26 protein-coding genes and 4 pseudogenes are annotated in these 23,235 nt (G+C 62.3%); 16 read left to right on the top strand and 14 right to left on the bottom strand.

Going from position 1 to position 23,235, the window contains the following annotated elements:
* Positions 1-7 precede the first annotated feature (7 nt).
* Positions 8-928 carry an ImmA/IrrE family metallo-endopeptidase gene (locus C463_RS16865; RefSeq protein ID WP_049906096.1) on the top strand — a complete coding sequence of 307 codons (921 nt, stop codon included), beginning with the start codon at positions 8-10 and terminating at the stop codon, positions 926-928.
* 269 nt (positions 929-1,197) lie between these two features.
* Here C463_RS16865 and C463_RS16860 read toward each other — a convergent pair whose 3' ends face one another.
* Positions 1,198-1,557, bottom strand: a complete 360-nt coding sequence (locus C463_RS16860) for a type II toxin-antitoxin system VapC family toxin (RefSeq protein ID WP_049906091.1) — start codon at positions 1,555-1,557, stop codon at positions 1,198-1,200.
* Positions 1,558-1,579: 22 nt separating this feature from the next.
* A complete protein-coding gene (locus tag C463_RS16855; RefSeq protein WP_008446221.1) occupies positions 1,580-1,828 on the bottom strand; it encodes an antitoxin VapB family protein in 249 nt (82 codons plus the stop codon).
* Between the two features lie 306 nt (positions 1,829-2,134).
* On the opposite strand from C463_RS16855, the gene C463_RS16845 reads away from it, so the two are divergent.
* The 3 genes from C463_RS16845 to C463_RS16835 all read left to right on the top strand — a co-directional run bounded on the left by C463_RS16845 (position 2,135) and on the right by C463_RS16835 (position 4,499).
* Entirely contained in the window at positions 2,135-2,422 is a 288-nt protein-coding gene (locus C463_RS16845; protein ID WP_049906089.1) for a DUF433 domain-containing protein, read from the top strand.
* Complete coding sequence (locus C463_RS16840) at positions 2,419-2,760, top strand: DUF5615 family PIN-like protein (protein ID WP_008446218.1); 342 nt, start codon at positions 2,419-2,421, stop codon at positions 2,758-2,760. Before C463_RS16845 ends, C463_RS16840 begins: the two co-directional genes overlap by 4 nt.
* 134 nt (positions 2,761-2,894) lie before the next feature.
* Positions 2,895-4,499: a sensor histidine kinase gene (locus C463_RS16835; protein WP_008446216.1), complete on the top strand. Its 1,605-nt coding sequence runs from the start codon at positions 2,895-2,897 to the stop codon at positions 4,497-4,499.
* A 118-nt stretch (positions 4,500-4,617) separates the two neighbouring features.
* Here the strand turns inward: C463_RS16835 and C463_RS16830 are convergent, their stop codons facing one another.
* Positions 4,618-5,931 (bottom strand): RNA-guided endonuclease InsQ/TnpB family protein, encoded by a 1,314-nt coding sequence (locus tag C463_RS16830; RefSeq protein ID WP_080510877.1) that lies wholly within the window; start codon positions 5,929-5,931, stop codon positions 4,618-4,620.
* A gap of 38 nt (positions 5,932-5,969) precedes the next feature.
* Here C463_RS16830 and C463_RS19070 point away from each other — a divergent pair, with 38 nt between their 5' ends.
* The 7 genes from C463_RS19070 (at position 5,970) to C463_RS16800 (ending at position 10,264) form a co-directional block, all read left to right on the top strand.
* Positions 5,970-6,113: a hypothetical protein gene (locus C463_RS19070; RefSeq protein WP_160163113.1), complete on the top strand. Its 144-nt coding sequence runs from the start codon at positions 5,970-5,972 to the stop codon at positions 6,111-6,113.
* A 329-nt stretch (positions 6,114-6,442) separates the two neighbouring features.
* Entirely contained in the window at positions 6,443-7,015 is a 573-nt protein-coding gene (locus tag C463_RS16825; RefSeq protein ID WP_049906088.1) for a hypothetical protein, read from the top strand.
* A gap of 190 nt (positions 7,016-7,205) precedes the next feature.
* On the top strand, positions 7,206-7,784 hold the full coding sequence (locus tag C463_RS16820) for a DUF7437 domain-containing protein (protein ID WP_008446213.1): 579 nt from the start codon (positions 7,206-7,208) through the stop codon (positions 7,782-7,784).
* A 69-nt stretch (positions 7,785-7,853) separates the two neighbouring features.
* Positions 7,854-8,465, top strand: coding sequence for a hypothetical protein (locus tag C463_RS16815; RefSeq protein WP_008446211.1), 612 nt, complete (start codon positions 7,854-7,856; stop codon positions 8,463-8,465).
* Positions 8,466-8,502: 37 nt separating this feature from the next.
* Positions 8,503-8,673 (top strand): hypothetical protein, encoded by a 171-nt coding sequence (locus C463_RS19335; protein WP_008446209.1) that lies wholly within the window; start codon positions 8,503-8,505, stop codon positions 8,671-8,673.
* Positions 8,670-8,855, top strand: a complete 186-nt coding sequence (locus C463_RS16805; protein ID WP_008446208.1) for a hypothetical protein — start codon at positions 8,670-8,672, stop codon at positions 8,853-8,855. The genes C463_RS19335 and C463_RS16805 overlap by 4 nt, the downstream gene beginning before the upstream one ends.
* Positions 8,856-9,415: 560 nt before the next feature.
* Positions 9,416-10,264: a DNA-binding protein gene (locus C463_RS16800; RefSeq protein WP_049906086.1), complete on the top strand. Its 849-nt coding sequence runs from the start codon at positions 9,416-9,418 to the stop codon at positions 10,262-10,264.
* A gap of 368 nt (positions 10,265-10,632) precedes the next feature.
* Here C463_RS16800 and C463_RS16795 read toward each other — a convergent pair whose 3' ends face one another.
* From C463_RS16795 to C463_RS16785, 3 genes are all read right to left on the bottom strand, one after another.
* Positions 10,633-11,205 (bottom strand): metal-dependent hydrolase, encoded by a 573-nt coding sequence (locus C463_RS16795; RefSeq protein WP_008446205.1) that lies wholly within the window; start codon positions 11,203-11,205, stop codon positions 10,633-10,635.
* 124 nt (positions 11,206-11,329) lie between these two features.
* Complete coding sequence (locus C463_RS16790; RefSeq protein ID WP_160163112.1) at positions 11,330-12,913, bottom strand: hypothetical protein; 1,584 nt, start codon at positions 12,911-12,913, stop codon at positions 11,330-11,332.
* A gap of 431 nt (positions 12,914-13,344) precedes the next feature.
* The gene (locus tag C463_RS16785; RefSeq protein ID WP_008446202.1) at positions 13,345-14,646 is read right to left on the bottom strand and encodes an RNA-guided endonuclease InsQ/TnpB family protein; all 1,302 of its coding nucleotides are present in this window, start codon (positions 14,644-14,646) and stop codon (positions 13,345-13,347) included.
* Positions 14,647-14,852: 206 nt separating this feature from the next.
* Here C463_RS16785 and C463_RS16780 point away from each other — a divergent pair, with 206 nt between their 5' ends.
* The gene (locus C463_RS16780; RefSeq protein WP_008446200.1) at positions 14,853-15,449 is read left to right on the top strand and encodes a hypothetical protein; all 597 of its coding nucleotides are present in this window, start codon (positions 14,853-14,855) and stop codon (positions 15,447-15,449) included.
* On the opposite strand, the pseudogene C463_RS20350 reads toward C463_RS16780, so the two are convergent.
* The 5 genes and pseudogenes from C463_RS20350 to C463_RS16765 form a co-directional block, all read right to left on the bottom strand.
* Positions 15,361-16,290: pseudogene (locus C463_RS20350) on the bottom strand (RNA-guided endonuclease InsQ/TnpB family protein); the annotation flags it as partial. The gene C463_RS16780 and the pseudogene C463_RS20350 sit on opposite strands and share 89 nt — an antisense overlap.
* 24 nt (positions 16,291-16,314) lie before the next feature.
* A pseudogene (locus tag C463_RS20345) lies at positions 16,315-16,500 on the bottom strand (RNA-guided endonuclease TnpB family protein); the annotation flags it as partial.
* A gap of 93 nt (positions 16,501-16,593) precedes the next feature.
* A pseudogene (locus tag C463_RS20340) lies at positions 16,594-16,809 on the bottom strand (RNA-guided endonuclease TnpB family protein); the annotation flags it as partial.
* Between the two features lie 279 nt (positions 16,810-17,088).
* Positions 17,089-17,553: an NUDIX domain-containing protein gene (locus C463_RS16770; protein ID WP_008446196.1), complete on the bottom strand. Its 465-nt coding sequence runs from the start codon at positions 17,551-17,553 to the stop codon at positions 17,089-17,091.
* A gap of 169 nt (positions 17,554-17,722) precedes the next feature.
* Positions 17,723-18,940 carry an ATP-binding protein gene (locus C463_RS16765; RefSeq protein WP_239638929.1) on the bottom strand — a complete coding sequence of 406 codons (1,218 nt, stop codon included), beginning with the start codon at positions 18,938-18,940 and terminating at the stop codon, positions 17,723-17,725.
* A 111-nt stretch (positions 18,941-19,051) separates the two neighbouring features.
* Between C463_RS16765 and C463_RS20240 the strand changes: the two are divergent.
* Positions 19,052-19,138: pseudogene (locus C463_RS20240) on the top strand (transposase); the annotation flags it as partial.
* Positions 19,139-19,173: 35 nt separating this feature from the next.
* On the opposite strand, the gene C463_RS18235 reads toward C463_RS20240, so the two are convergent.
* Both C463_RS18235 and C463_RS16755 read right to left on the bottom strand, forming a co-directional pair.
* Entirely contained in the window at positions 19,174-19,401 is a 228-nt protein-coding gene (locus C463_RS18235) for a HalOD1 output domain-containing protein (protein ID WP_204365876.1), read from the bottom strand.
* 328 nt (positions 19,402-19,729) lie between these two features.
* Positions 19,730-20,665 carry an NAD-dependent epimerase/dehydratase family protein gene (locus C463_RS16755; RefSeq protein WP_008446191.1) on the bottom strand — a complete coding sequence of 312 codons (936 nt, stop codon included), beginning with the start codon at positions 20,663-20,665 and terminating at the stop codon, positions 19,730-19,732.
* 123 nt (positions 20,666-20,788) lie between these two features.
* Here C463_RS16755 and C463_RS19065 point away from each other — a divergent pair, with 123 nt between their 5' ends.
* The 3 genes from C463_RS19065 (at position 20,789) to C463_RS16740 (ending at position 22,792) form a co-directional block, all read left to right on the top strand.
* On the top strand, positions 20,789-20,965 hold the full coding sequence (locus C463_RS19065; protein WP_160163111.1) for a hypothetical protein: 177 nt from the start codon (positions 20,789-20,791) through the stop codon (positions 20,963-20,965).
* A 208-nt stretch (positions 20,966-21,173) separates the two neighbouring features.
* On the top strand, positions 21,174-22,235 hold the full coding sequence (locus C463_RS16745) for a phosphoadenosine phosphosulfate reductase family protein (RefSeq protein ID WP_008446188.1): 1,062 nt from the start codon (positions 21,174-21,176) through the stop codon (positions 22,233-22,235).
* 38 nt (positions 22,236-22,273) lie between these two features.
* Complete coding sequence (locus C463_RS16740) at positions 22,274-22,792, top strand: metal-dependent hydrolase (RefSeq protein WP_008446186.1); 519 nt, start codon at positions 22,274-22,276, stop codon at positions 22,790-22,792.
* Positions 22,793-22,957: 165 nt separating this feature from the next.
* Here C463_RS16740 and C463_RS18230 read toward each other — a convergent pair.
* On the bottom strand, positions 22,958-23,235 hold a 278-nt coding region (locus C463_RS18230), incomplete at its 5' end, for a zinc ribbon domain-containing protein (RefSeq protein ID WP_152422432.1).

The following is a 23,235-nucleotide window of genomic DNA, read 5'->3' as shown; positions in this document are numbered from 1 at the left end:
TGGGAGCATGACTGAATCCCACGCCGCGAGCGGGCCGGTCACCTTCGGAGACGGTGACGCCCGCGCCGACCAGATGCACCAGGCGATCGACCAGTGGCTTGCCGAGCTTTGCGACGCCGTTGATGCGGCACGCGCCAGCGAGCAGTTCCAACAGTGGCTTGATGTCCAGTCTCGGTTCCACGACTACTCGCATCGAAACACCTTCTTGATCACCCTCCAGTGTCCGGAGGCGACGAAGGTGGCAGGCTACCGGACGTGGCAAGACGACTTTGATCGGCACGTGATCGAGGGTGAATCTGCGATCTGGATTTGGGCGCCGATCATCACCAGTCGGTGTCCTGAGTGTGGTGACGGGCCCACCTACCACGAGCAGAACGACTGCGAGTACGACGACACCCCACCCGACGAGTGGGCCGACGGCGTTGTCGGGTTCAAACCCGTCCCCGTGTTCGACGTCTCCCAAACAGAGGGGGAACCGCTACCTCAGCTTGAAACGGCCAGCGAAGGCGACGCGGACGGACTGGTGACCGCGTTAGTGGAGGCGGCTACAGACCTCGGCGTCTCGGTTGAGATCGTCGACAGTGAGGCGTGGCCCCACGGTGACGCCGCAGGCGTGTGTCGCCACGTCGACGGCGACCCGCACGTTCAGGTGCGCAGCGACGACACGGCGGCGGTCGCGGGGACGCTCTGTCACGAGTACGCCCACGCACTCCTTCATGACCCAGCTGATACGGTCGGAAAAGAGGCGCGTGAACGCGAAGCTGAGGCGGTCGCGTACGTCGTCGGGCAGCAGTTCGGGCTCGAGATGGATGGCTCGGCGCGGTATCTCGCAGCATGGAGCGACGATGACAGCGAGCAACTCCTCACTCGGTGTGAACGTATTCGCGAGGTGAGTACCAGACTGATTGACGCAGTCGACATTGGATGAACACGCTGCTTCAGGGTTCATCTCCAACGGCGGGCGGGGATCTCCGTCTTTCAGGACCGAGAGGGTGTCGGCCGGTCCCCCAACTGGACAGTATGTCTCTCCCACCCACAACAGTCTCACCTGCGTCGAGCGACGATCGAGAGAATTTCGCTGACCAACAACGATCCCCTCGTTGCCGGAGCTGGTCTTGTTGCTGCCGTCGGTGTCGTGGCGCGTGTGAGTACTGGTCGAGCGCCGATTCCTCATCTTGTGCGGCGGTCTCGGTGTTTTCAGTAGTCTCGAACGATCAGCTCAGGGATTCGATCGAAGTCTTTGGGATTCCCTGTGACGACCGGCTCATCGTACCGAAGCGCAGTCGCCGCGATCTTAATGTCACCCTGCCCTCCCCGTTCACCGTCACGACGGAGTTGCCCATCGATACGGCCGGCGTGGCGCGCGATTTCACCGGTCAGCGGAACGATCGGCCGAGAGTTGAGCACGGATTGAATCTTTCCGCCCTCATCGTGGGTCTGCTCGGTATACCCCACCCCGACGTACAGTTCATAGACGACTTGTGCGGGAACGCGCTGGGGGTCGGCTGAGGACTCAAGATCGGTTGCGACCCGTATCGCACCCTCGTTGCCGTTCATCAGATCGATCAGAAACGAGGAATCAAGAATCACGACCGCCCTCAAACTGGTCGATTACGGTATCAATCTCGTTGATCGCGTCCTCATCGGTTTCGTCGATCGCTTCGCGGAATGCCGCCGCTTCCTCATCCGAGAGAAGCCCGACGAGATCAAGCAGCGACGCACCGCCGGTGAGCCGGTCAATAGCTTCTGAAAACGTCTCATCGGGACGCTTCTTGCTTTTAATCCGCTCGTAGACATCTTCATCGAGTCGGACACTCTTTGTACTCATGTGTATACGTCGTATACGAGTCGGCATCAAGGTTTCTCCCGAGGTGCTTTCGTCGCCGCTCCGTGGCCTCAGTCCCGTCCCGTCCGATTCGCAGTTTGTCTGGTGCCCCGAGGGGGTGGCCACCATGTCCGAGCAGGCCACTCCCCCGGATTCAGCCGGGACTGACGACAGTTGTACCGAGACGGTTGAGATGATCCGTAGTGAGTGGATGTTCACCCATTCACGGCTGAGTGAGTGCCACTATTTGAAATCCATGCTGGACCGATTAGGCTCGGCTTTTTGTCATCGGCACACGTACCACAGCCTATGGCAGTGACGAAGTACCGAATCGTCTCCGCAGACGAGTCGACCATTCATAACGAGCCCCACGTTGCGGAGAGTCGCATAACGGTTCGACAGCTCCATGCGCTCGTCGAAGAGGCTGGGAACCGCCCAGACCATATCGCCGATCGATATGGACTCGATGTTGGCGAAGTGTACGAAGCGCTCGCGTACTACCATCGCAATCCCGAAGCGATGGAGCAAATTGAAACCCGTCATGCCCGTGCTGCGACGGAGGCGGCACAGCAATCTTCTATCACACCACACGAATGAGCTACCGGCTCTTGGTTGATGAGAACGTCGAGTACCGGATCATCCACAAGCTCCGGAACTACGGTCACGATGTCGAACACGTCAATGATCTCACTGCGTTTGGGAAGGGCTCGTCTGACCGAGAACTGGGTCAGTACTCAAAATCGGACGACCGGCTTATTCTCACGTATGATGACGATTTTGTGCTCGAACTTGATCCGACAGCGTACTGTGCGGCCCTGTACGTGAGCGATGTGACTATCTCAGCACGAACAATTGCCGCTGCGATACATCGGATGTCGAAGCAGTATCCGCAGGAAGAAATTTCAGGTGTCGTCTATGTGGATCACTGGGTCTGACCGACCACGCCCCTGATCCGGTAGATACCTCGCCTCAGTTTATCTGGTGCCCCGAGGGGGTGGCCACCATGTCCGAGCAGGCCACTCCCCCGGACCATTCCGGGACCGACGACAGTTGTACCGAGACGGTTGAGATGACCACGACCGATCAGGTCGCGCAGTACCTGATCGAAGACCAGATGGCGGACCTCCCAGACGCGATCCGTGAAGCCGTCCAAAACGGCGTCGACAGCCCCGGGGCGTCCCGCGTGCTCGTGAGCGTCACACCAGAGCAGACGGTCGTCTGTGATGACGGCGCCGGCGTGGATCTCGGCAGCCAGACGGGGATGCGGGATCTCTCCGTGTTGGGCGCCGGCACGAAATCCCGCGATGACGACGCCACCCTCGGCGAGTGGGGGATCGGCACGGGCGCGATCATCGCAAAAGGTGCGGTCCGCATCTGGAGCGGCCACCACGCGCTGTGTTTCGACTACCAGAACGAACGCGAGACTGGCCCCTTTGCCCGTGCGAGCGGCCGGGAGGGAGTTGTCGTTGAGACGGACCACGCGGTCGACGGCGTCTGCGTAACCATCAACCACTACACGAGCGAGGTCCCTAATCCGGAGAGCTATCAGTGGCCCCGCATCGTTGAGCGGCTCCGGACGCGGTTCGCGTATCTCACTTTCCGGACGGGCGTGGCAGTGCTCGTCAACGGCGAGCCCGTCGATCGTGGCCATCCGTTCGATGCGGTTGACGAGAGTCGGGTGACGGTCACCCGTGAGACGCCAGATGCGTACCTCGCGCTCGAACAGACGCCGACGCCGGAACTCGCTATTTACAGCAACGGGCTGTACGTCACCACCGATCACGACGCCGGCGTGGGCGGGGTCGTCGTCTCGAAAGGAAACCTCACGCTGAACTTCGCGCGGACAGCCGTTCAGTCGGGGTGTGAACGGTGGGCCCGGATTCAAGACACGCTCGATGCGGCGCGCGTCACGCTGTACGATCAGCTGCGCGACGACGCGCTCACCGATCAGACGCGAGCGATGATGACCGAACTGCTCACCAGCGACGCCGACTGCCGCGACCGGTGGCGTGACCGGAAGCTCTTCGAGCTCGTCACTGAGACACCGGTGAGTCTCGCCCGGATTCAGGCGGCACCCCAGATCGCATGGCAGGACGGGGCCGACCACGGGGCAGACGCCCTGGTCGAGCGTGGGGCGATCATTCTCGACACCAGCGATTCGGCGACCGCCCAGCTCGTGAGTGCCGGTCGTGGCGATGACGCTGCCGTGTCACTCCCGAGCTGCTTCGATGTCACAACGCGTGCCAAGGAGGCAGGCGTCTGGCAGGGGTACACTCGCCTCCCTGATACCGCACTGTCGACGCGACAGGGGCGATACCTCCTGTTTGCGCGGGCGCTCGCCGACGCCATCGGTGTTGATCGGACCATTGAGTGGGGTGAAGCGACGCCGAACGCGTGGACGGACGGCCACAGCCGGATCGTGGTGACCGACTCGGCCGTGACGAGTTCCAACCGGCTGGCGTGGACCCACGATCTCTTTCTCGTGCTCTGTCACGAGGCGGCCCACGATCGGTCCGACAAACGCCGGACGGCCCACGGGCGCCGTTTTGAGAGCCGGTTCCGCGAGCTCGTCGAAGACCCGACCGTCCAGGCGGCATACACCGGGCTCGTGACGGCGATCGCCGACCGGGGGTTCGAGACCGTGTTTCAGGAACGCGGCGTGTCGCTTGGATGAGCTGTGTGGCTTCCGACGGGTGCGAGCCATGACCACTTTTCGTCCCCCGTCGATCGATAGTCGTCCTTTGACTTCCTCCCACGGCTGAAGCCGTGGGATTCCTCTGTTGGGATGTTGGCTATGCCGTACCCACAGAGGCAAGTTTCCCGTCGCCGGTACTCCGGTTTGTGCGCTCCTCGTTGGGACTTTCCTTCTCGGGAGAGTGTGGTAGCTCCGACCAGTTGTGGTCGTCCCACTTGAGACGCACGGGCCGAGCCATCGACCCTGCTTCGATTTTGCCAGCCTGCTGTTTGAGGAACGTGCGAGACGCGCACAGGTCGGCGTGAGCTTCGTGACCACACGGACACCGAAACACGTCGCCGTCCCGGTGGGTGTCGTCTTGCTCGCCACACGCCGGGCACGTTCGGGTTGTATCAGCTTCTGACTCTACCTTGACGGTGATCCCGTATTCCTCGGCAGTGTACGAGAGGCGGTTGATGAACGCCCGGAACGCCCAAAACTGGTGGGTCTTGGCGTTCACCTCGGCACACCAGTGAGCTTCCAGAACGTCAGTGAGATCGCCCACATATACCGTATCGACACCGTCGGCGTAGAGCCGTTCCATCAGATCCCGAGATAGTGTCTCTTGTGCGTGGTCGCGCCGTCGCGTCCGTTTGCGATACAGCCGCCGTATCCGCTGACTGCTGTCTCGTCTCTCACGGAGTTTGGACTGTAAACAAGCAATTTTGTCGGTCGTCTCGCGGAAGCGGTTGAACATTTCCCGGCCTTCGTAGAGGTACCGCTGGCCGGTTGTGGTGGTACAGGCGACGAGATTGTTCGCGCCCACGTCCAGCGCGGCTTCTTCGGAAGCCAGTGGTGAATCCTGTCGAGAATCGGGTACAGTGACAGGCTGAAAGGCCCTGAACGTGTCGTCTACCTCGTCGTACTGTATCTCCAAGCGCCCCTGTTTGCCGCCCCATTTGGGAGCACCGCACCCCTCCAGCCGCAGGCGGTCGTGGTTGCCAAGGCCGTACTCGTCTTTCAGGTCTTGGCCGACGGGGATTTCGACCCGTGACCGCTCACCGGTTTCCAGCGTGTACTGGTCGTTGCGGATGAACATGCGTAGCTCGCGCCCATTATCCTCGTTGCCCCAGTAGCCCGGCGGGGCGGTGTTCTCGCCGTTTTCGCGGGCTGCGAAGAACGACTGCCATGCGGATTTGTTCTTCCGTATCACTTGCTGGGCAGTAGCAGAGCCGAGGACGCCGACGTACTGTTTGCGGTAGTCGGCGGTGTCCCAGACGCTCTCGCCGTCGAAGAACTGCTGGCGGCGCTCGTAGTTGAGTTCGTTCCACAGGCTCGCAGAGGCGTCCAACAGGTCCCGCAGTAGCCGCTCGTCGGCGTCGGAGAGCGGCCGCACGGTGAGCGTGTTGGTTCGCCTCACGACAGCAGACATTAATAGTTTTATGGCTAAATGTCTTTTGGACATAGACAATGCGACCGAACATCGACGTTTCTCACACACTGAACGGACGGGTGAAAGACTACGCTGAACAGCAGGATATAGACCTTACAGAAGCATATCAAGAGATAATCGAAGCTGGGCTGGAAGTGGTGAAACATCCAGACGAGCCGTAGCGCGTGGATTGTACGGTTTTGCTGTCGCTTGGACCCACCCCTAATGGGGTGAGCTTCCGCTCGCTATTGTCAGCCCACTCAGCCGCCGGCGTCGCGTGTGTCTCCACGTGCGTCGGCTTCGCCGGAAGGGCCGCTGATGGCGACGTACGACCGCTGTCCGCGTTGTGGTGTGACTGTCTCGGTGGTAGTCATCCACGGTCCGGACACCGCGATCTGTCGCCCCTGTGGGCATCGTGTCGCGCCACCTGACCCGGATGGCCGGTAACACCGTATTGTGGTGTTGTTGGCGCCGGGATGGGTGCCGGCGCACCAATTGCCGGCGTGATTCGATGTCGACTCGATGCCAACTCCGGTTCGTCCGCACCCTTGCGCAGGGCCAGACGGCCGATCCGACCGACCCAGTCGCACAGGTGTACACTCACTCCGACGGGTATCCACGTGGCGTGCTCACCCGCTTGCGTGAATTGAAACGGCTGTTGGAGGCGACCCACAGTGTCCGTGGGCCGTCGTACGCGGCCGCCCAGTACGTCTTCCTTGAGAAGCTGGCGTCGCTGCCGCTGTATCTCGATCCCGATCGGGCGGCCGATCAGCGGCTTGATGCGCACTCACCAGCGGATGTGTGCCAGCCCAGTCGGATGCAGCATCTCTCCCAGCCGCTGTTTCTGCTCGGCCACGGGATCGAGGATCCACGTGTTGGGATCCATGGTGACGAGGAGTATCTGTATGTCGTTGCGATCCCCGAATACGAGCTCGGGCAGGTCGAGCCGCCGACGTGGGAGGTCGCCGTCAGCGAGCAGTGTGGCTTCCCGCGGTGGGACGATCAGACTGATGGGGCGTTCAGCGAGGCCGCGTGGCAGTTCGAGGGAGCGCTTCAGGATGCTGCCACCCACTTTCAGGAGTAACCAAGTCCTGCCTCGATAGTGTTACACGGTAACACAGTGAAACCAGATGCCTTGACGGTTGTGCGAGCGCTGTAGCCCGGCGTTCGCGACGTGTTGGGGATGGGCGCCTGAAGCGCATCTCGTCGTGACGTCGACAGCGTGGCCCAAACACTCTTTACTGTTTCACTGTAAACTATAATTGAGGGAATTTGTGTCACGGACCTCACCCCACACCGACGGCGAGATTGTCCAAGACTTTCTCTCGGTCGCTGGCCTGCTGGAAGAGCCGAAGCTCGCCCAGCTGTACGCCTATCTCGCCCGTGAAGAGGAGGCGACCGTCCAGAACGTGGTTGAGGACCTCGAGCTCGCACAGGGGACCGCCTACAGCTACGTGAACCGGCTCGTTGACGCCGGCGTCGTCGTCGTCACCGACGACGAGCAGCCCCGCCGGTACGCCGCTCGCGAAATTGACCTGACAGTGACGACGGGCGCCGGCGACGGTGAGTACACGATCACGCCGGCCCTCATCGACGCCGTTGGGCGGCGCAAGACGGACGCCGACATCGATACCTACATCGATCGCCACGGTGTCGCCGGCCTCGCGACCGCGCTCATCTACGTGGTTGCCCGCGAACGCGGCGAAGTGACCCATCGGCTAATGGCCGACGACCTGGACATCTCTCCGCTGGCCGCCGAGATGATTCTCCAGGCGCTCCGGCCCGTCGTCCACGAGCATCACCAGATCGATGAGAACGTACGTCATGATACCGAAGAAGAAGTCAACAAATGAGCAGTGAAACAGGCGATCGAAGACACGTGACGCAGCGCGTAGTTTATCCGTGTTCCATAGAGGAAACTGATGGAACTCAGTGACGACACTCTCACGGTTTCACGGGAGCTATCAGAACTCGATAAAGATGTACTCGAGTTCACGCAGATCCTCGATGCCTGCGATGTTAGCTACGTCATCGTTAGTGGATACGTCGCGATCCTCACTGGGCGATCTCGATCGACAGAAGATATCGACGTCATTCTGGAGTCGCTGTCCGAAGTGGAGATTGAGCAGTTTGTCACGGAACTCAAAGAGCGAGGGTACTGGGGGATGGCGATGCCGCTTGATGAGATGTATTCGATGTTGAGCGAGGGTAGCCGGATCCGAATTGCCGAAGAGGGGGAAATGTATCCGAACTTCGAGACATGGTTTGTTTCAAACGATGTTGAGCGTGAGGCCCTCTCGAACCCCCTTACGGTAACATTCGATGAGGGACAGATCGAGATCAGCCCGCTTGAACTCCAAATCGCGTACAAACTTCGGCTTGCACAAGCTACAGACAGTCTCAGCGGGAAGGATTTCGAGGATGCACTTCACCTCTACCTGACGTTCGAGGAACGATTTAACACGGAGCAACTCGAAACGTATGTCAACGAGCTTGGAGTGGAGAACTACTATGCTGAACTCAAAAGCGTTTGAAGACGATCAGCGCCGGAATAGCGAGCAACGGCGTGCGATGATCAAACAGTGGGCCGAGTATGTTCGGACGCACGACGATGGTGAGTGGTCACGCCAGCAGAATCGGCTCATCGACTCGCAGCTCCAGTCCGCTAACGAGATGGCTGCGGCTGGCGACACCGATCCCGTTCGGTTCGCGGCCGCTCGCGATCGCCTGCGCGACCGATGACCGACGAGGCCGCGCTTTCGCAGGAAATCGCGGCCGCGTACTATCACATCCTCGTCGACGGTGTCCCGTTCCAAACTGCTACTATCGACCACGACGTGGCGGCACTCGATAGCGTCCAGTTGGGACTGTCACAACGCACGTTCTCAGCGATTCCAGACGGAACCCCAGAAGTAGCGATTTGAACGCCTTCGGCCGCTTGACGCCCGCGACCCACGCTGTGCGCCTCGTTCCTGTGGTGGTTGTGGGGTCGGGGCAGCCGAGACGGTCTCGCCCTTTCTGCGTCTGTCAGGGCGGTAGATGGCTGGCTTAGCGACGTAGCCGGCTGAACAGGTGCGTACGTCACGGCTCGCCCCGCTCGCCGCTGCCGCCCTCCGCGTCGCTCGCGACCGACCATTCCGGGCGGTCTGCCTGCAGTGGCGGGCGGACTGCCGGGCTAAAATGAATGTGCCCTCGACGCCAGGGCTTCACCCGTTCGGGTCCGGCGGACCTCGGCGAAGCCGACCGCGACGGACGTGGTTGCGTCGCGGCGAACGGGGAATGCGCTGGCCGCTCGCTCCGGGCGGGTCGCCGCGCGCGGCTGGCTGGGTCACCACATGTAGGCGCGCTCTCGCTCGCGCCCGGTGGGCGCTCGCGAAGGCGCGAGCGAGAGCGCGCAGCTGGTGCTGTCGGGCGTCGACGAAAATCCGCGATGAGAGCACATCGCGGGTGTAGCGCGTGAGCGCCTTCGGAACGTGTTGTTCCAATGTCTCGTAACAACGTTTCGACAAAAGAGGTTTCGGTGGCTGAACAGGGACTCGAACCAGCGGAGACGGAGCCGGCCGTTGAGCCGTTGCGGCCCAACGTCGACCTCCAAACGCAGGCGAAGGTGGATGCGAACCATCCCGATGCGGGGATGAGCGGGCTGTCACTGGCCGCCGAGGAGAAAGCCCTCGCACGTGAAGCGGAGAAGGCCCGTACCCGAGAGCGGTGGGATCGCAGACAGTCCTCCGATCGGGAAGCCCGGACGCGACAGGTGATCGCGGCGGGCAGTCACCAGCGGCGCGACGAGTTCGCCGAGCGGCGCGCGAGCGTGGATCCGTGGGCCGACCCAGAACAGGAAGACCCCAGAGCGACGCTGGCACAAGACGAGTTGGCGGCGGTGAATCAGGAAGCCCGGCGGATTGCGGCGAACACTAAAGGCTGGACCGATGCGGCGGTGAGCCGGCAGCTCGCAGCACGCGTGGCCAATGGCGACGAGCTGGTGACGGCGGTCATCCAGGTGACCGAGCAGATTCAGGAGGCACCAGGAACGATCATTCCGATTGAGGCGGTCAGCGAGGTCGCTCGTGGCACGGTGAGCATTGCTGGGGAATGGGCTGAAGACTGGGAGCCCGCGCATCCGGCCATCCAACAAGTCGGGCTGCTCGAAGACGACACCGGACGGATCAAGGTGACGGTGTGGCGCAAATCCGGCCAACCACGTATCGACGAGGGCGAACGGGTGCGACTGGTTGATGCCGCGACGAGCTGGTACGACGGCCGCGTGTCGGTGGCGCTGACCGGATGGTCGCGGGTCGATTTCCCCGAGCGCGACCGATGGTGGGAGGGGTAGGCCACCGTGGCCCTCTTTTTTTGCCGTGTCAGTGACCTACGACTGAAGTCGTGGGCTTTTGCCTCGTCCCTCTGTAATCGCCGCGTTGACGGGGTCGGGATCGGCGATCGGCTGGCCGATCGGGGTATCCGCACCATCCAGCCACGCCCCACCGCCCCACCCTCCGCTCCGTGCTCGCTCCCTCCGGTCGCTGTGCGCGCAGCCACGACCGTCAGCACCTCACGGCGTCAGTGATGGGCTTCCGCCTCGTACCTCTGTGGTCCCGTCGCGAGCTCTCGTCTTTGCCAATGGGCGAGCCAATCTGTTCGTGAGAGAGACAGCCCCGTTCATCGCCTCGCACAGGCGCTCAGTGCGTCAATTCACCGTTCTCACCGCTCGGCTTTCGGCCACCGCCCGCGCCGTGCCGCCCACAGCCGCAGGCCGACGAACATGACGATCGCGGCCGCGACGATCTCGAGATGCATCGCCGCGGCCGGCTCGCGATAGAGCTCAACCACGCGCAGCCACGGCGAGATGCTATCGCTGGCACTCCGCGGGACGCCGAACAACGGGTACGCGAGAAACCGCACCGCAAACAAGTCGCCACGCAGCAGGCTCTGCCACGAATCGCCGAGCAGGTGGGCCGCGTACCCGATCGTGAACGCCGCGGGCGTCACCCGCCATAGCGAATCTGGGACGCGGTCGTCAAACCGGACCGAAAGCGATCGCGTCGCCCACCAGACGACACCGCACACGATGACCAGCGAGAACACCGAGTGGGCCAGCGACCGGCCGTAGGGGATCACACCCCAGAACGCGAGCGGCTTGTCGATCAGGTCCGGAAACTGGCTGCCGATCGCCACCGGCACGAGCGCCCACCGAACGGGGAGCCGGCGTGTGGTCACCGCCGCGTACGCGACGTACAGCAGATACGCGACCGCGGCGTGTGTCACCGGGTCCATACCCGTCCACCGTCTCCGTGACGCTAAGGGATGACGGTTGGCGCTCGCGCCCGCCGCGCTGGCGGCGGTCTCCAACGCTCCCCGTCTCTTCGGCCGTGACACGACCGGTATGCCCGTTCAAGCGCTACTCAGCCGCCTGTGACCGCTCCCACACACGGTGATAGCAGTACCGACCGACGACGAATGCCATCCCCAGCACCGTCGCACCGACGCCCGCGAGCGAGACGGACTCGGGGATCAGCAGGGACTCCCGACTGAGGAGCGTGACGCCGAGGAAGTACAGTAGGACGCCGAGATCAGCCAATGTCTCGGTCCGGGGCGGGAGCCTGTCGAGCCGTTCGAACTGGTCGGGATCGAGCCACCAGAGGAGGGCGGTGATCGTTCCCATCCCCCCGAGAAGATAGCGCAAAAACACCCCGATCGTGATACCGAATGAGACGGCCATGACTGCGGTCGCCCACACCGAGAGTCCGAACCCGAGCGTGGTCGACAGCCGGAGCAGTCGGAGGCGGTCGGCGTCGGCTGACGACTGCGCGGCTGTCTCCGACTGGTCGCCGGCCCGAGCGGTTGCGAACTCCGTGAGCTCCGGAACGAAGTACCAGACGATGGCGGCGACGGCCACGCCGCCCAACACGAGCAAATCCGGCGCCGCCGAGAGCCTCGCGGGCGCTGTCGGTACCGAGAACGCCCCTGTTTCGACGGAGACCGGGAGCGAAACCTGATAGAAAAGTAAGACGACTTGGACGGCGAGCGCGACCGGAATCGCCCAATTGTCCCGAGCGGCCGGAGTCGAGACCGGCGGCCGTCGAACGAGCTGCCAGATCCCGACCCCGACACCGATCGGCCACCCGACTGCGTACAGCGTCGCTGACGGCGATCCGGGCGCTGCGATCGCCTGGAGGGCGCCAACGAAGAACAGTGCGGGGAGGAGCGGCCCGAGCGGAAAGCGGGGCGGACAGTCCGCTGACGGGGCGCGGAACGCCCGCGCGTCGTACCGGGTGCTCGCGGCTGTCCACGCGGTGACGAACCACGGGAGCCGGTCTGCGAGCCGGAGCCAGTGGCCAGCCATCCCAACAGCGTACACCGTCAGACCGGCAAGGACGCCGAGTCGTGACCACCATCCCGGATGGGGGCGCGGAGCGGTCCAGTGGCCGGCCGCCAGCGGGCCGACTCGCAGGACAAGCACGCCGACGAGCGTCACACCGAGGAAGATGCTCGCCGCCGAGACCGCGCTGCGGAGGTTGACCGTCATGAATCGCAGCGTGCGGCCGAGTCGGTGTTCGAGATCGAATGCGGCAACGAACCGAGCGGGGTCGCCGGAGCCGACGAGGGCGACAACGATTCCGACCGCGAGCAGCCCCTCGACGACGGGCGGGAGCGTCTCTATCACGACGAACCCCACTCCGAGCGCGACGGCGGGCAGCGCGTGAACGAGTCCGACAAACCACCACGCGAGCACCGGTGAGTCGAACTCGGTCGGGCCGGTCGCACCTGGCTGGAGGTTCCGGACGAGCCCCATCGCCGGACCATCGGCGGTGGGCCACGCGGTGAGTCCGTCTTCAAGGCGGCTGAGCAGGCCGCCGAGCGAAAGCGGCAAGATCAGTGTCCCGTAGCCGACCACCCAGAGCTGAATCCAGCCTCCCGGCGGGATGCCGAGGGGTGCCGCCCCGGCGAGGAGCCAGCGGGGTGTATCCGTCGCGAGCCACACCAGCACACCGACTGTTGCGTAGACCAGAACGACGTGTGTGGCGACGAGCAGTCGAAACGGCCGAAAGAGGTCTCGTTCGGTCAGCGGGACGCGGAGCCCAGCCGGATACAGCTCGTGGATGAGTGGAACACAGACCGTGAGAAACAGCACTCCGAGCGTGAGAAGCCGGACGGACCCGACAATTTGGGGCCCCCAACTGCCGGAAAGTGCGGGTGCTAGAACGGCAAGTTCCGTTCTGAGAAGCCAAACGCGCGCCGCGAGCTCGGCGAGTTCCGGCGGAGTATGCCGGATGAGAAAGAAGACGGTGAGTCCCACCGCGATCCGGACGTGACGCGACACCCGCATCAGACCCGTGTTCTCACGGCGACAGTAAATGGCTTCCCACCGTTATTGCGGTCTCGGTGGTGTCCAGCAGGAGCTCGGGAGAGCCGTCAGTGACCCACGACTGAAGTCGTGGGCTTGTCAGTGGACTCCCCTTCTACCGTCGACTTGACGGAGACGTTGAACTCGCCGTTCAGGTTCAGCGTCCCTGACTTCAGCGCACACTGACAGGGTGCGCCTCCACCCGAAGACATCTGCCCCGAGTGGAGACGTTTTAGCAGTTTGCGAGCGATGTTCTTGCTCGCGTTATAGTCTGCGTTCAGTTCGTACTCGCACTTTTGACACGCGAACTGGTGTTTCGATCGCCGATTTGTCTCGTGGGTAAATCCACACTTCGAACACCGCTGGCTCGTGTACGCCGGACTCACCTGCTCGACTTCGATCCCGACCATCTCGGCTTTGTATTCGACGTACTCAAACAGCTGGCGAAACGTCCACGCGTGGAAGCGCTTTGCACCCGCCATCCGATCTCGGATGTCGGTCAGGTTCTCGAACGCGATGTGCGTACACCCGTGGACACAAGCCTCGTCGAGAATCCGGTTCGACACTTGGTGGAGTTCGTCCTGTACCCAGCGGTGTTCGCGGTTGTCCATCGACTGAATCGATAGGTGTGCCGACCGCGTCCCCGTCTGTTGCATCGAGCCGCGTGTCTTCTCGAACTCTCGGCGTCGATGGTTCATCTCGTCGGCGTTCCCGATGAACGCACCCGTCGAAGTCACCGCAATCGACCCGTCCACGTTCAAATCGACTCCAAGGACTGTTCTGTGCTTGGCGTCGGAAGAATCAGTCGTGGACTGGGCTTGCTCATCCGTTGTTCGGCGCATTCGTGCGTGGAGGTAGAACGATGCTGTACTGCGATCGTACTGTAACGTGGACATCCGGAATTCGTAGTCCTCGTTCAGTAGGTACTCGCCGATCGGAGTGCCTTCGGGATCGTCGGGGAGCACGTACTCGCACTCGACGCGCCCGTTCACGGTCGACAGCGAGACGTGGTCGCGGTGGAACGTCGCAGAGCGTTTGTCGTAGACGACGCTCCACGCGTCGAACTGGGGTTGACTCGTCTTCTCGCCTTTTTCGAGGCGAGCCACACCGCTTTTGATGGCCTCGATAGCGCGCCGAATTCCCTTTTGAACGAGATTCGCAGTCAACTCCGTCTCGTCGCGGAGTTGTGCGTAGAGGGCATTCTCGGCTTTTTGTTTCGAGGTGATACAGTAATCGTTCGGGTGCCTCCACGCCCACGCTGCGGTAGTGTTCGCACTGTAGAGGAACTGGTCTTTCGTCTGATGGAGGTCGTCGCACCGCTCTGTGGGAACGTCGAGTTTGACTTTGACGGTGCGAATAACGTCCCCCATCCGTATTTCACATAATAGTATTTCTATTTATATAATTTAGGATTGGCATCGGGGAGTCAGGCAGCCATCGTTCGTGGATTGTGTGAGATTTGTCGGCTTCCTCTCACGACTGAAGTCGTGGGCTTCCGCCTCGTGCCTCTGTGAGACCGCCTCGGCCGCGCCGCACACCGAAAAGTACCTATTGATGCGCTGACACCCACAATCGCATGCGCTCGTGGTTGCCCACCACCTCGTCGACCCCGCCGCGCCTCGAGGCGACCGTCGAACAGCGCCACCTCCGGCGACTCCTCGCGCCCGTGGCCGCCGTCAACGGCCCCACCGATCTCACGGTTGCCGACGACGGGATTGTCGCCACGAGCGTCGACGATCCCATGGTAACGGCCGTCGAGGCGACCGTCCACCAGACGCTCTGTGAGCGGTACAGCGCCGCTCCCGGCATCGTCAGTATCGACCCGGCCGCCCTCGGTGAGGTGCTTGCGGCCGAGCGCGTCGCCGCCGAGCCCGCGCGGCTCGCGTACGACCCCGACGAGGCGACGCTCACGCTGGATCTCCCCTCGTTCGTACACTCCCAGGCGGCCGACACGCGCTCGGCCGCCGAGCTGCCAGCTGTCGGAGATCCACAACAGGGCGCCACGACGTTTGACCTCCTCCCGCGCCTGAAGACGCGGGAATCCCGCCACGGGATTTCAGGCCGAGCAAACCGACCTGTTGATTTCAAGACGCATTCGTTCCACGCGTCACCTGCTGGGTTTCAGCATCGGCGTGGCTGTCTTGTGGCCCGGTCAAAGAGGCCCCATCCGTAGCCGAGTCATCGGCACCAGCCTTCTGCCGGGGAGCCCGGTCGTTTCGGTGGTGACTCTCTCCACTACGGTAGCGGTCTCCAATATTTATCGCCCCGTTCACGTCGGCTTGGTACTCACTGACCCAACAGTTGTCGTTCGAGCATCTGAACGTTGCCTGTCGTGGCCGGGAGCCAACTTCACCGCACGCGTGGCACGCTTTCGACGTATGGCGTGGATTCACTGTTGCGACCGGAATCCCCTTCTCGGCGGCTTTATACCGAATCTGTGCGGAGAGTTTCGCAAATCCCCAACCGTGTAACCGCCGATTCATGTACGTGTCGTAGTCCATGTTCTCGCGGATGTCCCTCAAGTCTTCCAGCACCAGCACTGGGTTCTCGGTGGACTCGGCGTAGTCCACAACCTCGCGGGTCACACGGTGGAACACGTCGTCAATCCGGTCCCACAGTTGCTCGCCGTAGGACTCTGCGATGCGCTCACTGCCGCGCTGCTGAAGCCGTCTTTTGGCGGTGAAGTAGGTTTTACGGAGTCGACGAACGGCTTTGCCCTCGTCGGCCCACAGACGGGGGCGAACAGGAGAACCGGAGTCGTCGCGGTGACACACCGTGATGAGACTCGCTTCTCCGATATCCACGCCGATGGGTGTCCGCTCGTCGTTGGACGCCTCGAATTGGTCTGCCACGTCGCGGGTGACGGTGACATGGAGATACCATGTCCCGTCGCGCTCGAACAGCCGACTTTCACCCATTTCGGCGTCGTCAGCGTATACCGCTTCCAGCCACTCTCGCTGGTCGGGATTAGCGTGTGCCGGAATCCAGAGGTGGTAATCCTCGTGGTGTGGGATNCCCATTTCGGCGTCGTCAGCGTATACCGCTTCCAGCCACTCTCGCTGGTCGGGATTAGCGTGTGCCGGAATCCAGAGGTGGTAATCCTCGTGGTGTGGGATTTTCACGTACCACTCAATCGCGTTCTGTGGCTGGTGGTCGAGTTGGAGTCCTTCGTTGGTGAACCGCACTGGATGGTCGTCGTGAAGTTCGTCGGCGTCGTAGCTGGTGTGGAGTTGTGGGACGNGGTCGAGTTGGAGTCCTTCGTTGGTGAACCGCACTGGATGGTCGTCGTGAAGTTCGTCGGCGTCGTAGCTGGTGTGGAGTTGTGGGACGAACTTTTTGAGGGCGTTTTTCGCATATCCGCTCAGGTCGTATTCAACAACGACGTCGTTCGTTGCTGACTGAGTGTCACAGCCAGCGGCGAAGGCGGCGTGAAGCGCCTGCTGGTAGGCGTCCCGTGTCTCACGGAGCTTCAGTCGCTTGTGGACGGTCGGTTCCACAAGTTTCAGTTCGAGCGTTTTGGTGAGTTCACCCATCGTCGCCGTGCGACACGTTTCGGCTGTGGTCGGCATATATTTCAGCCATCCAGAGTGGAAGTGAAACGATGGGAAATCCAGCAATACGATAGGCCGGTGGATTGTCACACATTGCTGTCCGCTCGACCCCCGCCTGTTCGCTCCTCGGTTCCGACAGAGTATCGGAACACTCGTCTCTCACGGAAAGGCGGGGGCATGCGCTCGTATCTCTATCATGATCGCAGCGACGCGACCCGACGCCACGGTCGAACCCGTCCGCGGAAGCGACCGATGATCGCCTCACGAGCGCTCGCCGTGCTCTCGACTTGAAGACGGAGCGGCAGCCACCCCCCGATCGACCGCGCGCCGGTGGTGTGTGACCGCCGCCTCAACGGCCGCAGTCTGCGGGTCGCTGAGCCGCTCCGCGGCCGCCCGAGCGGGCTGCCACGCAGCGGCGTCGTGTTCGGGCGACAGCGACACCGTCCGCCGGGAGCCGCGACAGTAGTAGTACACCGCAAATCGGCCGTTGCCGTCATCGTTCACCCACGTGACGGTGTCTACCGGCTCGACGACCTCTGGGTTGAGCGAGGTCTCCTCGCGCAGTTCGCGCACGAGACCCACAGTAGCATCCTCGCTCCGATCGAGTCGCCCACCCGGTAGCTCCCACGCTCCGTCTGACGCCCGCTGGACGATGAGGACGTGCTCGTCCGGCGTGACGACGACGCCGCGCTGTGTGACCGTTGCCCGGAGCGGTGTGTCGGTCATGCGCGTTATTTCAACTGAGTATTATATTAACGTGTTCCCTCAAAGGAATATCACAGCGAGACACAGCGGAAGCCCACGGTGGTAGCCGCGGGAGGAATGCGATATATCCAGAGCAATATCGCGCACTCCAGGTGTCACGACCGGCAGATGGTTGGCGGTAGCGGGTGGGCTACTCCGCAACCAGTTCCACGCCCTGAATTTCAAACCGAGCGCCGCCAGACGGGCTCTCGGTCAGCGTGATCTCCCAGTCATGTACGTCGACGATCTGTGAGACAATCGACAGCCCGAATCCCGTCCCGTCCGCGGCGGATGTGTNCCGAGCGCCGCCAGACGGGCTCTCGGTCAGCGTGATCTCCCAGTCATGTACGTCGACGATCTGTGAGACAATCGACAGCCCGAATCCCGTCCCGTCCGCGGCGGATGTGTACCCTGCCGTCAACGCGTCAGTGCGGGCATCGGGTCGGATGCCTGGACCATCATCGGCCACGTAGAATCCGTTCGGTAACCCTCCAACGGTGACGGTCACGTCGGGGCCGCCGTGGTCGACCGCGTTCTTCAACAGGTTCTCGACGAGCTGTCGAAGCCGGTCGCGATCGGCGCGGATCGTGTGGTCGACCGGGGTGTGAAGCGTGGCCGCTTCTGCCGCCAGCGACTCCCAACACTCCGTGGTGAGCGCCGCCAGGTCGACCTCCGCGTACGAGAGCGAATCAGCGCCGACACGGGCGAACACCAAGAGGTCGTTGAGAAGGCGTTCCATGCGCTCGTGGGCGTCGATCACCGGCTCGATGTGGGGACTCGAACACTCGTCGGCAACCAGTTCCAACCGGCCCGACGCGATGTTCAGCGGGTTTCGGAGGTCGTGGCCCACCACCGACGCGAACTGGTCGAGCCGTTCGTTTTGCCGCTGAAGTTCCTTCTCACGGTTCAGCCGGTCGAGCGCCGTCGCGGTGTGACTGACGAGTAACTCTGCCAACTCGATATCGTCGTCGTCGAACGCATCGGGCGTTGTCTCGACCGCTTGGAAGACGCCGTGATCGCCGATCGGGACGCTGATCCCGGACCGATACGACGGGTCGGCCGGGTTCGTCTCATCCGACGACGTCACTTCGGCGACCGTGTACGACTCACCGGTCTGGTAGGTCTTCCCGGCCAGCCCTGTATCAACTTTCATCTTCTGACTACCGTCGGGCGGCGCGTCCGCAGAGGTGGCGTACGGGATCAGCCACTCTCCCTCGCGGATGACGATCGTACACAGGTTAAAATCAAGGAGATCCGCTGCCGCCGACACGGTCCGCTCGCACACGCCCGTCGTCGTCGTCTCCGTTTGAATCGTCGTCGCGACATCGTGTAAGGTCTCAACAATCGCGGTACGACGATCCCGTGGCATACGAGTGTGTCAGTAGTAGTGAATAATAAACATTACACACGCTACCAAGTGAGCATGACAGAGTCACTCGGAAAGTGGATTGAGCCCATTCGGCTCTATTGGATCCTCAAGCCGAAGGGCGGATTTCCCGCCTACCCTGATGGGTTCGAGGCCGAGTTCACGGACAAGCCCCACCCTCAAAGCGCCGAAGGCGCTTAGGGTAGGGTAGTTGACATCTGACCAATACAGCAACTTCACTTGCCTCGTTCCCTAACTTCGACTTCTTTTTGTGCGGTAACAATCACGGTGAATCCAGCGTAAGGGAACCGCACTTTGCCTTCATCTCTTGTTGGGCCACTTTGGGTTGAGCTGAATATTTTGTCGAGTGAATCGGTGTTGACAGCCGCAAACAGTGGCTCGTCAAGTTCGGACGGGTCGGTATCCTTAGCTTCTGCGACGCGTTCTAATACTTTCTCTGACACTGGTTTAGAGCCGGCCACAGTGATTAACTGTTGTTGAGTAACATGAAGATACTGGTACCAAATCGTAGCGTTCGCAGACGATTGCTCACGAGAGCTTCCGTTCCAAGGTCGAGACGCAAACACCAGAGCAACAGTGGGATGACACCCTCACCGCAGACCGCAACTCCCCGCCAGCAGCCTCACCGCGTCGTGTTTTCTACCGGGGCATCGTTCATTGAGCTTCCGATGGTCCCGATCGATATTTTCTGAGACGCCATCGGCAGTCGGAGCCGCGAACCACCAGAGGAGTTCCAACAAGAGAACGCAGGCGGACCGACGATAGTTTGGGTCAGTCCACGATTTCGTCGATCAGCTGGCGTGCGCTCCGGCGAACCGCCTCGTCGCTCTCGACCGACGGCTCCCAGCCGAGCGCGGACAGCTTCTCGATCGAGAGCCGCATCTTCGGTACGTCGCCGGTCCAGCCGCGGTCGCCGCCCGTGTAGCTGTACTCGGGATCGACCCCGAGTTCGTCGCTGACGATGTCCGCAATCTGCGTCACCGACGTGGTCGTCCGGGTGCCGAGGTTGTAGGTGTTGAGCGCGTCGTCGGCGTGTTCGACGACGTGTTGGATGGCGTCGACGCACTCGGAGACGTGCATGTACGACTTCTCCTGGCGACCGTCGCCGAGGATCTCCATCTCGGTCGGGTCGGCGTCCAGCTTCTGGATGAAGTCGGGGATCACGTTCCCGCGCTGGTGTGGCCCGACGATATTCGCGAAGCGGAACACCCACGACTGAACGCCGTACGAGTGCGCGAACGTCGAGATCAGCGCCTCGTCGGCGAGCTTCGCGGAGCCGTACACGGAAATCGGCTCCATCGGCGCGTAGTCCTCGGGCGTCGGCCGCGGCGCCTCCCCGTACACCGTCGACGAGGAGGTGAACGCGAACCGGTCGACGCCGACCTCGCGGGTGCGCTCTAAGACGTTGTACGTCATCGCGGTGTTGTCCTCGAACAGCGCGCGGTCGTCGTCGTAGTTCGTGTCCGTGAACGCGGCGAAGTGGAAGACGATGTCGAGGTCGTCGGTGACCGCGCGAGCGACGTCGTCGGGGTCGGTCAGGTCCGCCTCGACGAACTCGGCGGCGTCGGGCACCCGGTCGCGGGTTCCCTTCGAGAGATCGTCGGCGACGCGGACGGCCGCGCCGCGGTCGAGGAGGCTGGCGGCGAGGTGGCTCCCGACGAGTCCGGCACCGCCCGTCACAAGAACGCGCGCATCGGTGAGGTTCATATCCGTCTCTCACGGGAGACCTGTAAATGCGTTTGGAAGTCGGCTCCGATCTAACACAAATATTATATCTGATAACCAGCGCGCCGGAGTTATACATGATGGCCGGCGACAGGAGGTATGTTGATGACAAGCGTCAAAACCGTGGCCGGGGCCGTGCGGTTCCTCGTGCTCTTCATGGTTTACGTCGCGGCGCTGACGGCGATGGGCGTTCTCAGAGCTGCGCGGGCGTCCTCTCGATGGGTCGTTGGGCTGTTCTCCGCTCCCGAGCCGGAGCCAGCTCCGGGCGAACGCCGGACGTGAACTGCCTCGGGGCTTGACCCCGAGACACTCGGCCTGCTCCGCCTGTAAACACGAGCGAGCGTCTACACCGACCGCCGATAGCATCGACAGTCGACCGGCCTGATCGGTGGACGCGACCGGACAGTCGACCACAGATTCGATTGGCATCGCCCTGACGGTTCGATAGACACGAAAAGATTCATTTTACCATACCGACAAGTCGGGCTGTATGAGCGAAGCCTTCCCAGCGAGCGTCGACGTCGATTACACCGACGGCGAGGGTGAGGACCCGGCTGATTACCCGTCGATCCAGCACAAAATCGAAAAGGCGGTCGAAGTCACCCGCCGCGGCCTCGAACAGTACGACAACCCCGCGGTGATGTGGACCGGTGGGAAAGACTCCACGCTGACGCTGTACTTCATCAACCAGGTGGCCGAGGAGTACGGCTACGAGAAACCGACCGCCGTCTTCATTGACCACTTCCANGACTCCACGCTGACGCTGTACTTCATCAACCAGGTGGCCGAGGAGTACGGCTACGAGAAACCGACCGCCGTCTTCATTGACCACTTCCAGCACTTCGATTCGATCACTGGCTTCGTCGAGCATTGGGCCGACGAGTGGGACATCGACCTGGTGTACGCCCGCAACGACGATGTCGGCGCGTACGTCGAGGAACACGGGCTGGAGCCGGGCGACGACATCCCGGTCGACGCGCTTTCGGAGCACAACCAGCACCACATCCGGGAGATCCTCGAGTACGAAGAGGAGACGTTCCCGTTCCTGCTCGATACCTACGTCGGGAACCACCTGCTGAAGACGGTCGCGCTCAACGACGCCCTCGAAGAGTACGACATCGACGGCGTCATCTCCGGCGTCCGGTGGGACGAACAGGAGGCGCGCGCCGACGAGACGTTCTTCTCGCCGCGCCACGATCCGGATCTGTTCCCGCCGCACGACCGCATCCAGCCCATCCTCCAGTTCGCCGAGGCCGACGTGTGGAACGCCTTCTGGAACTTCGTCGTGCCGGAGACCGTCGCAGCGTTCCCGGACGAGGGGTACGTCCCGCAGGCCGACGACGACCTCCCGGAGGGCGTCACGCAGGAAGACATCCCCATCTCGCCGAAGTACTTCGCCGGGTTCCGCTCGCTCGGCAGTGAGGTTTCGACCGACAAGACGACCGAGGAGCCCGCGTGGCTCCAGGACCTCGAGGGAACGACCGAACGCGCCGGCCGCGCCCAGGACAAAGAAGACTTGATGGAGCGCCTGCGCGACCTCGGTTACATGTGAACTGCCGGTGCTCCGCTCGCGGTCGGCATTGCCAGTAAATGTTCCCGATCGAGCATTTCATCGTTGCGGTCGTTCCGGTCGTCGCGTACGTCTTCGTCCGTGACCGACACGTGCCAACGGGAGGGCTTCTCGCAGTCGTGTTTGTTGGGAGCCAGCTGCCGGACCTCATCGACAAGCCGCTCGCCCACCAGTTCGGCCTGCTCCCGAGCGGCCGCGTCTTCGTTCACTCGCTACCGATCGCCGTCCCGCTCTGTTGTCTCACAGGATGGTACGCGTGGCGGACCGACCGGCTCCGAGCAGGCGGCGCGTTCGCGTTCGCATACGGCACTCATGTCATTACAGACAATCATCAGACGCTGTCACCGCCGAATCCGACGCTGTCTGACGACATGCTGTGGCCGTTTCGGCCGGCGGCCCCGCGGCCGGACGTCCCCTACTGGGCCGGCGAAGCGTCGATCAATGTCCGACTGTGGACGCTGTTTTCCGCGCTCGTGCTAACAGTCACCGTATACTATCTTTATCGGGACGTCAACGAGCAACTCCGCTCCTCCCCGTGAGCGACTCGGAGCTATCTTCTCCCGCAATCGGGTAAACTACCCCACCCTACTCCCTCGGCGCTGTGCGCCTCGGTGCTTGAGGGTGTCGTCAGAAGCGGAGCTTCTGACTGCTAACCAGAAATCTCCGATTTCTGGTGATGGGGCTTTGATGTGGACTCCCAGCAGTCAGTCGCCAGCAAGAGGCTGGTGACTCTCGCCGTTCAACGTCCCACCATTCAAACGCACGTCTACTGGTGCGTCTCCGCTCCCCGACTTGGGCGAGGAACGGAGGCTGTGTTTGCGCTTTCGGGCGTATCGCACCCCGATGTTCTTCGCCGCGTTATAATCCGCGTTGACCTCATACCCGCATTTTTGGCACTCGAAATGTTCGCCGTCGCGGTTCGCTTCGTGCGTGAACCCACAGTCCGTCCGAGAACACCGTTGGGACGTATGGTTCGGCTCAA

Source organism: Halorubrum californiense DSM 19288, assembly GCF_000336875.1.
Lineage (GTDB): Archaea > Halobacteriota > Halobacteria > Halobacteriales > Haloferacaceae > Halorubrum > Halorubrum californiense.
Note: the sequence above shows the minus strand (reverse complement) of the source record. Positions and strands in the feature narration are given on the sequence as shown.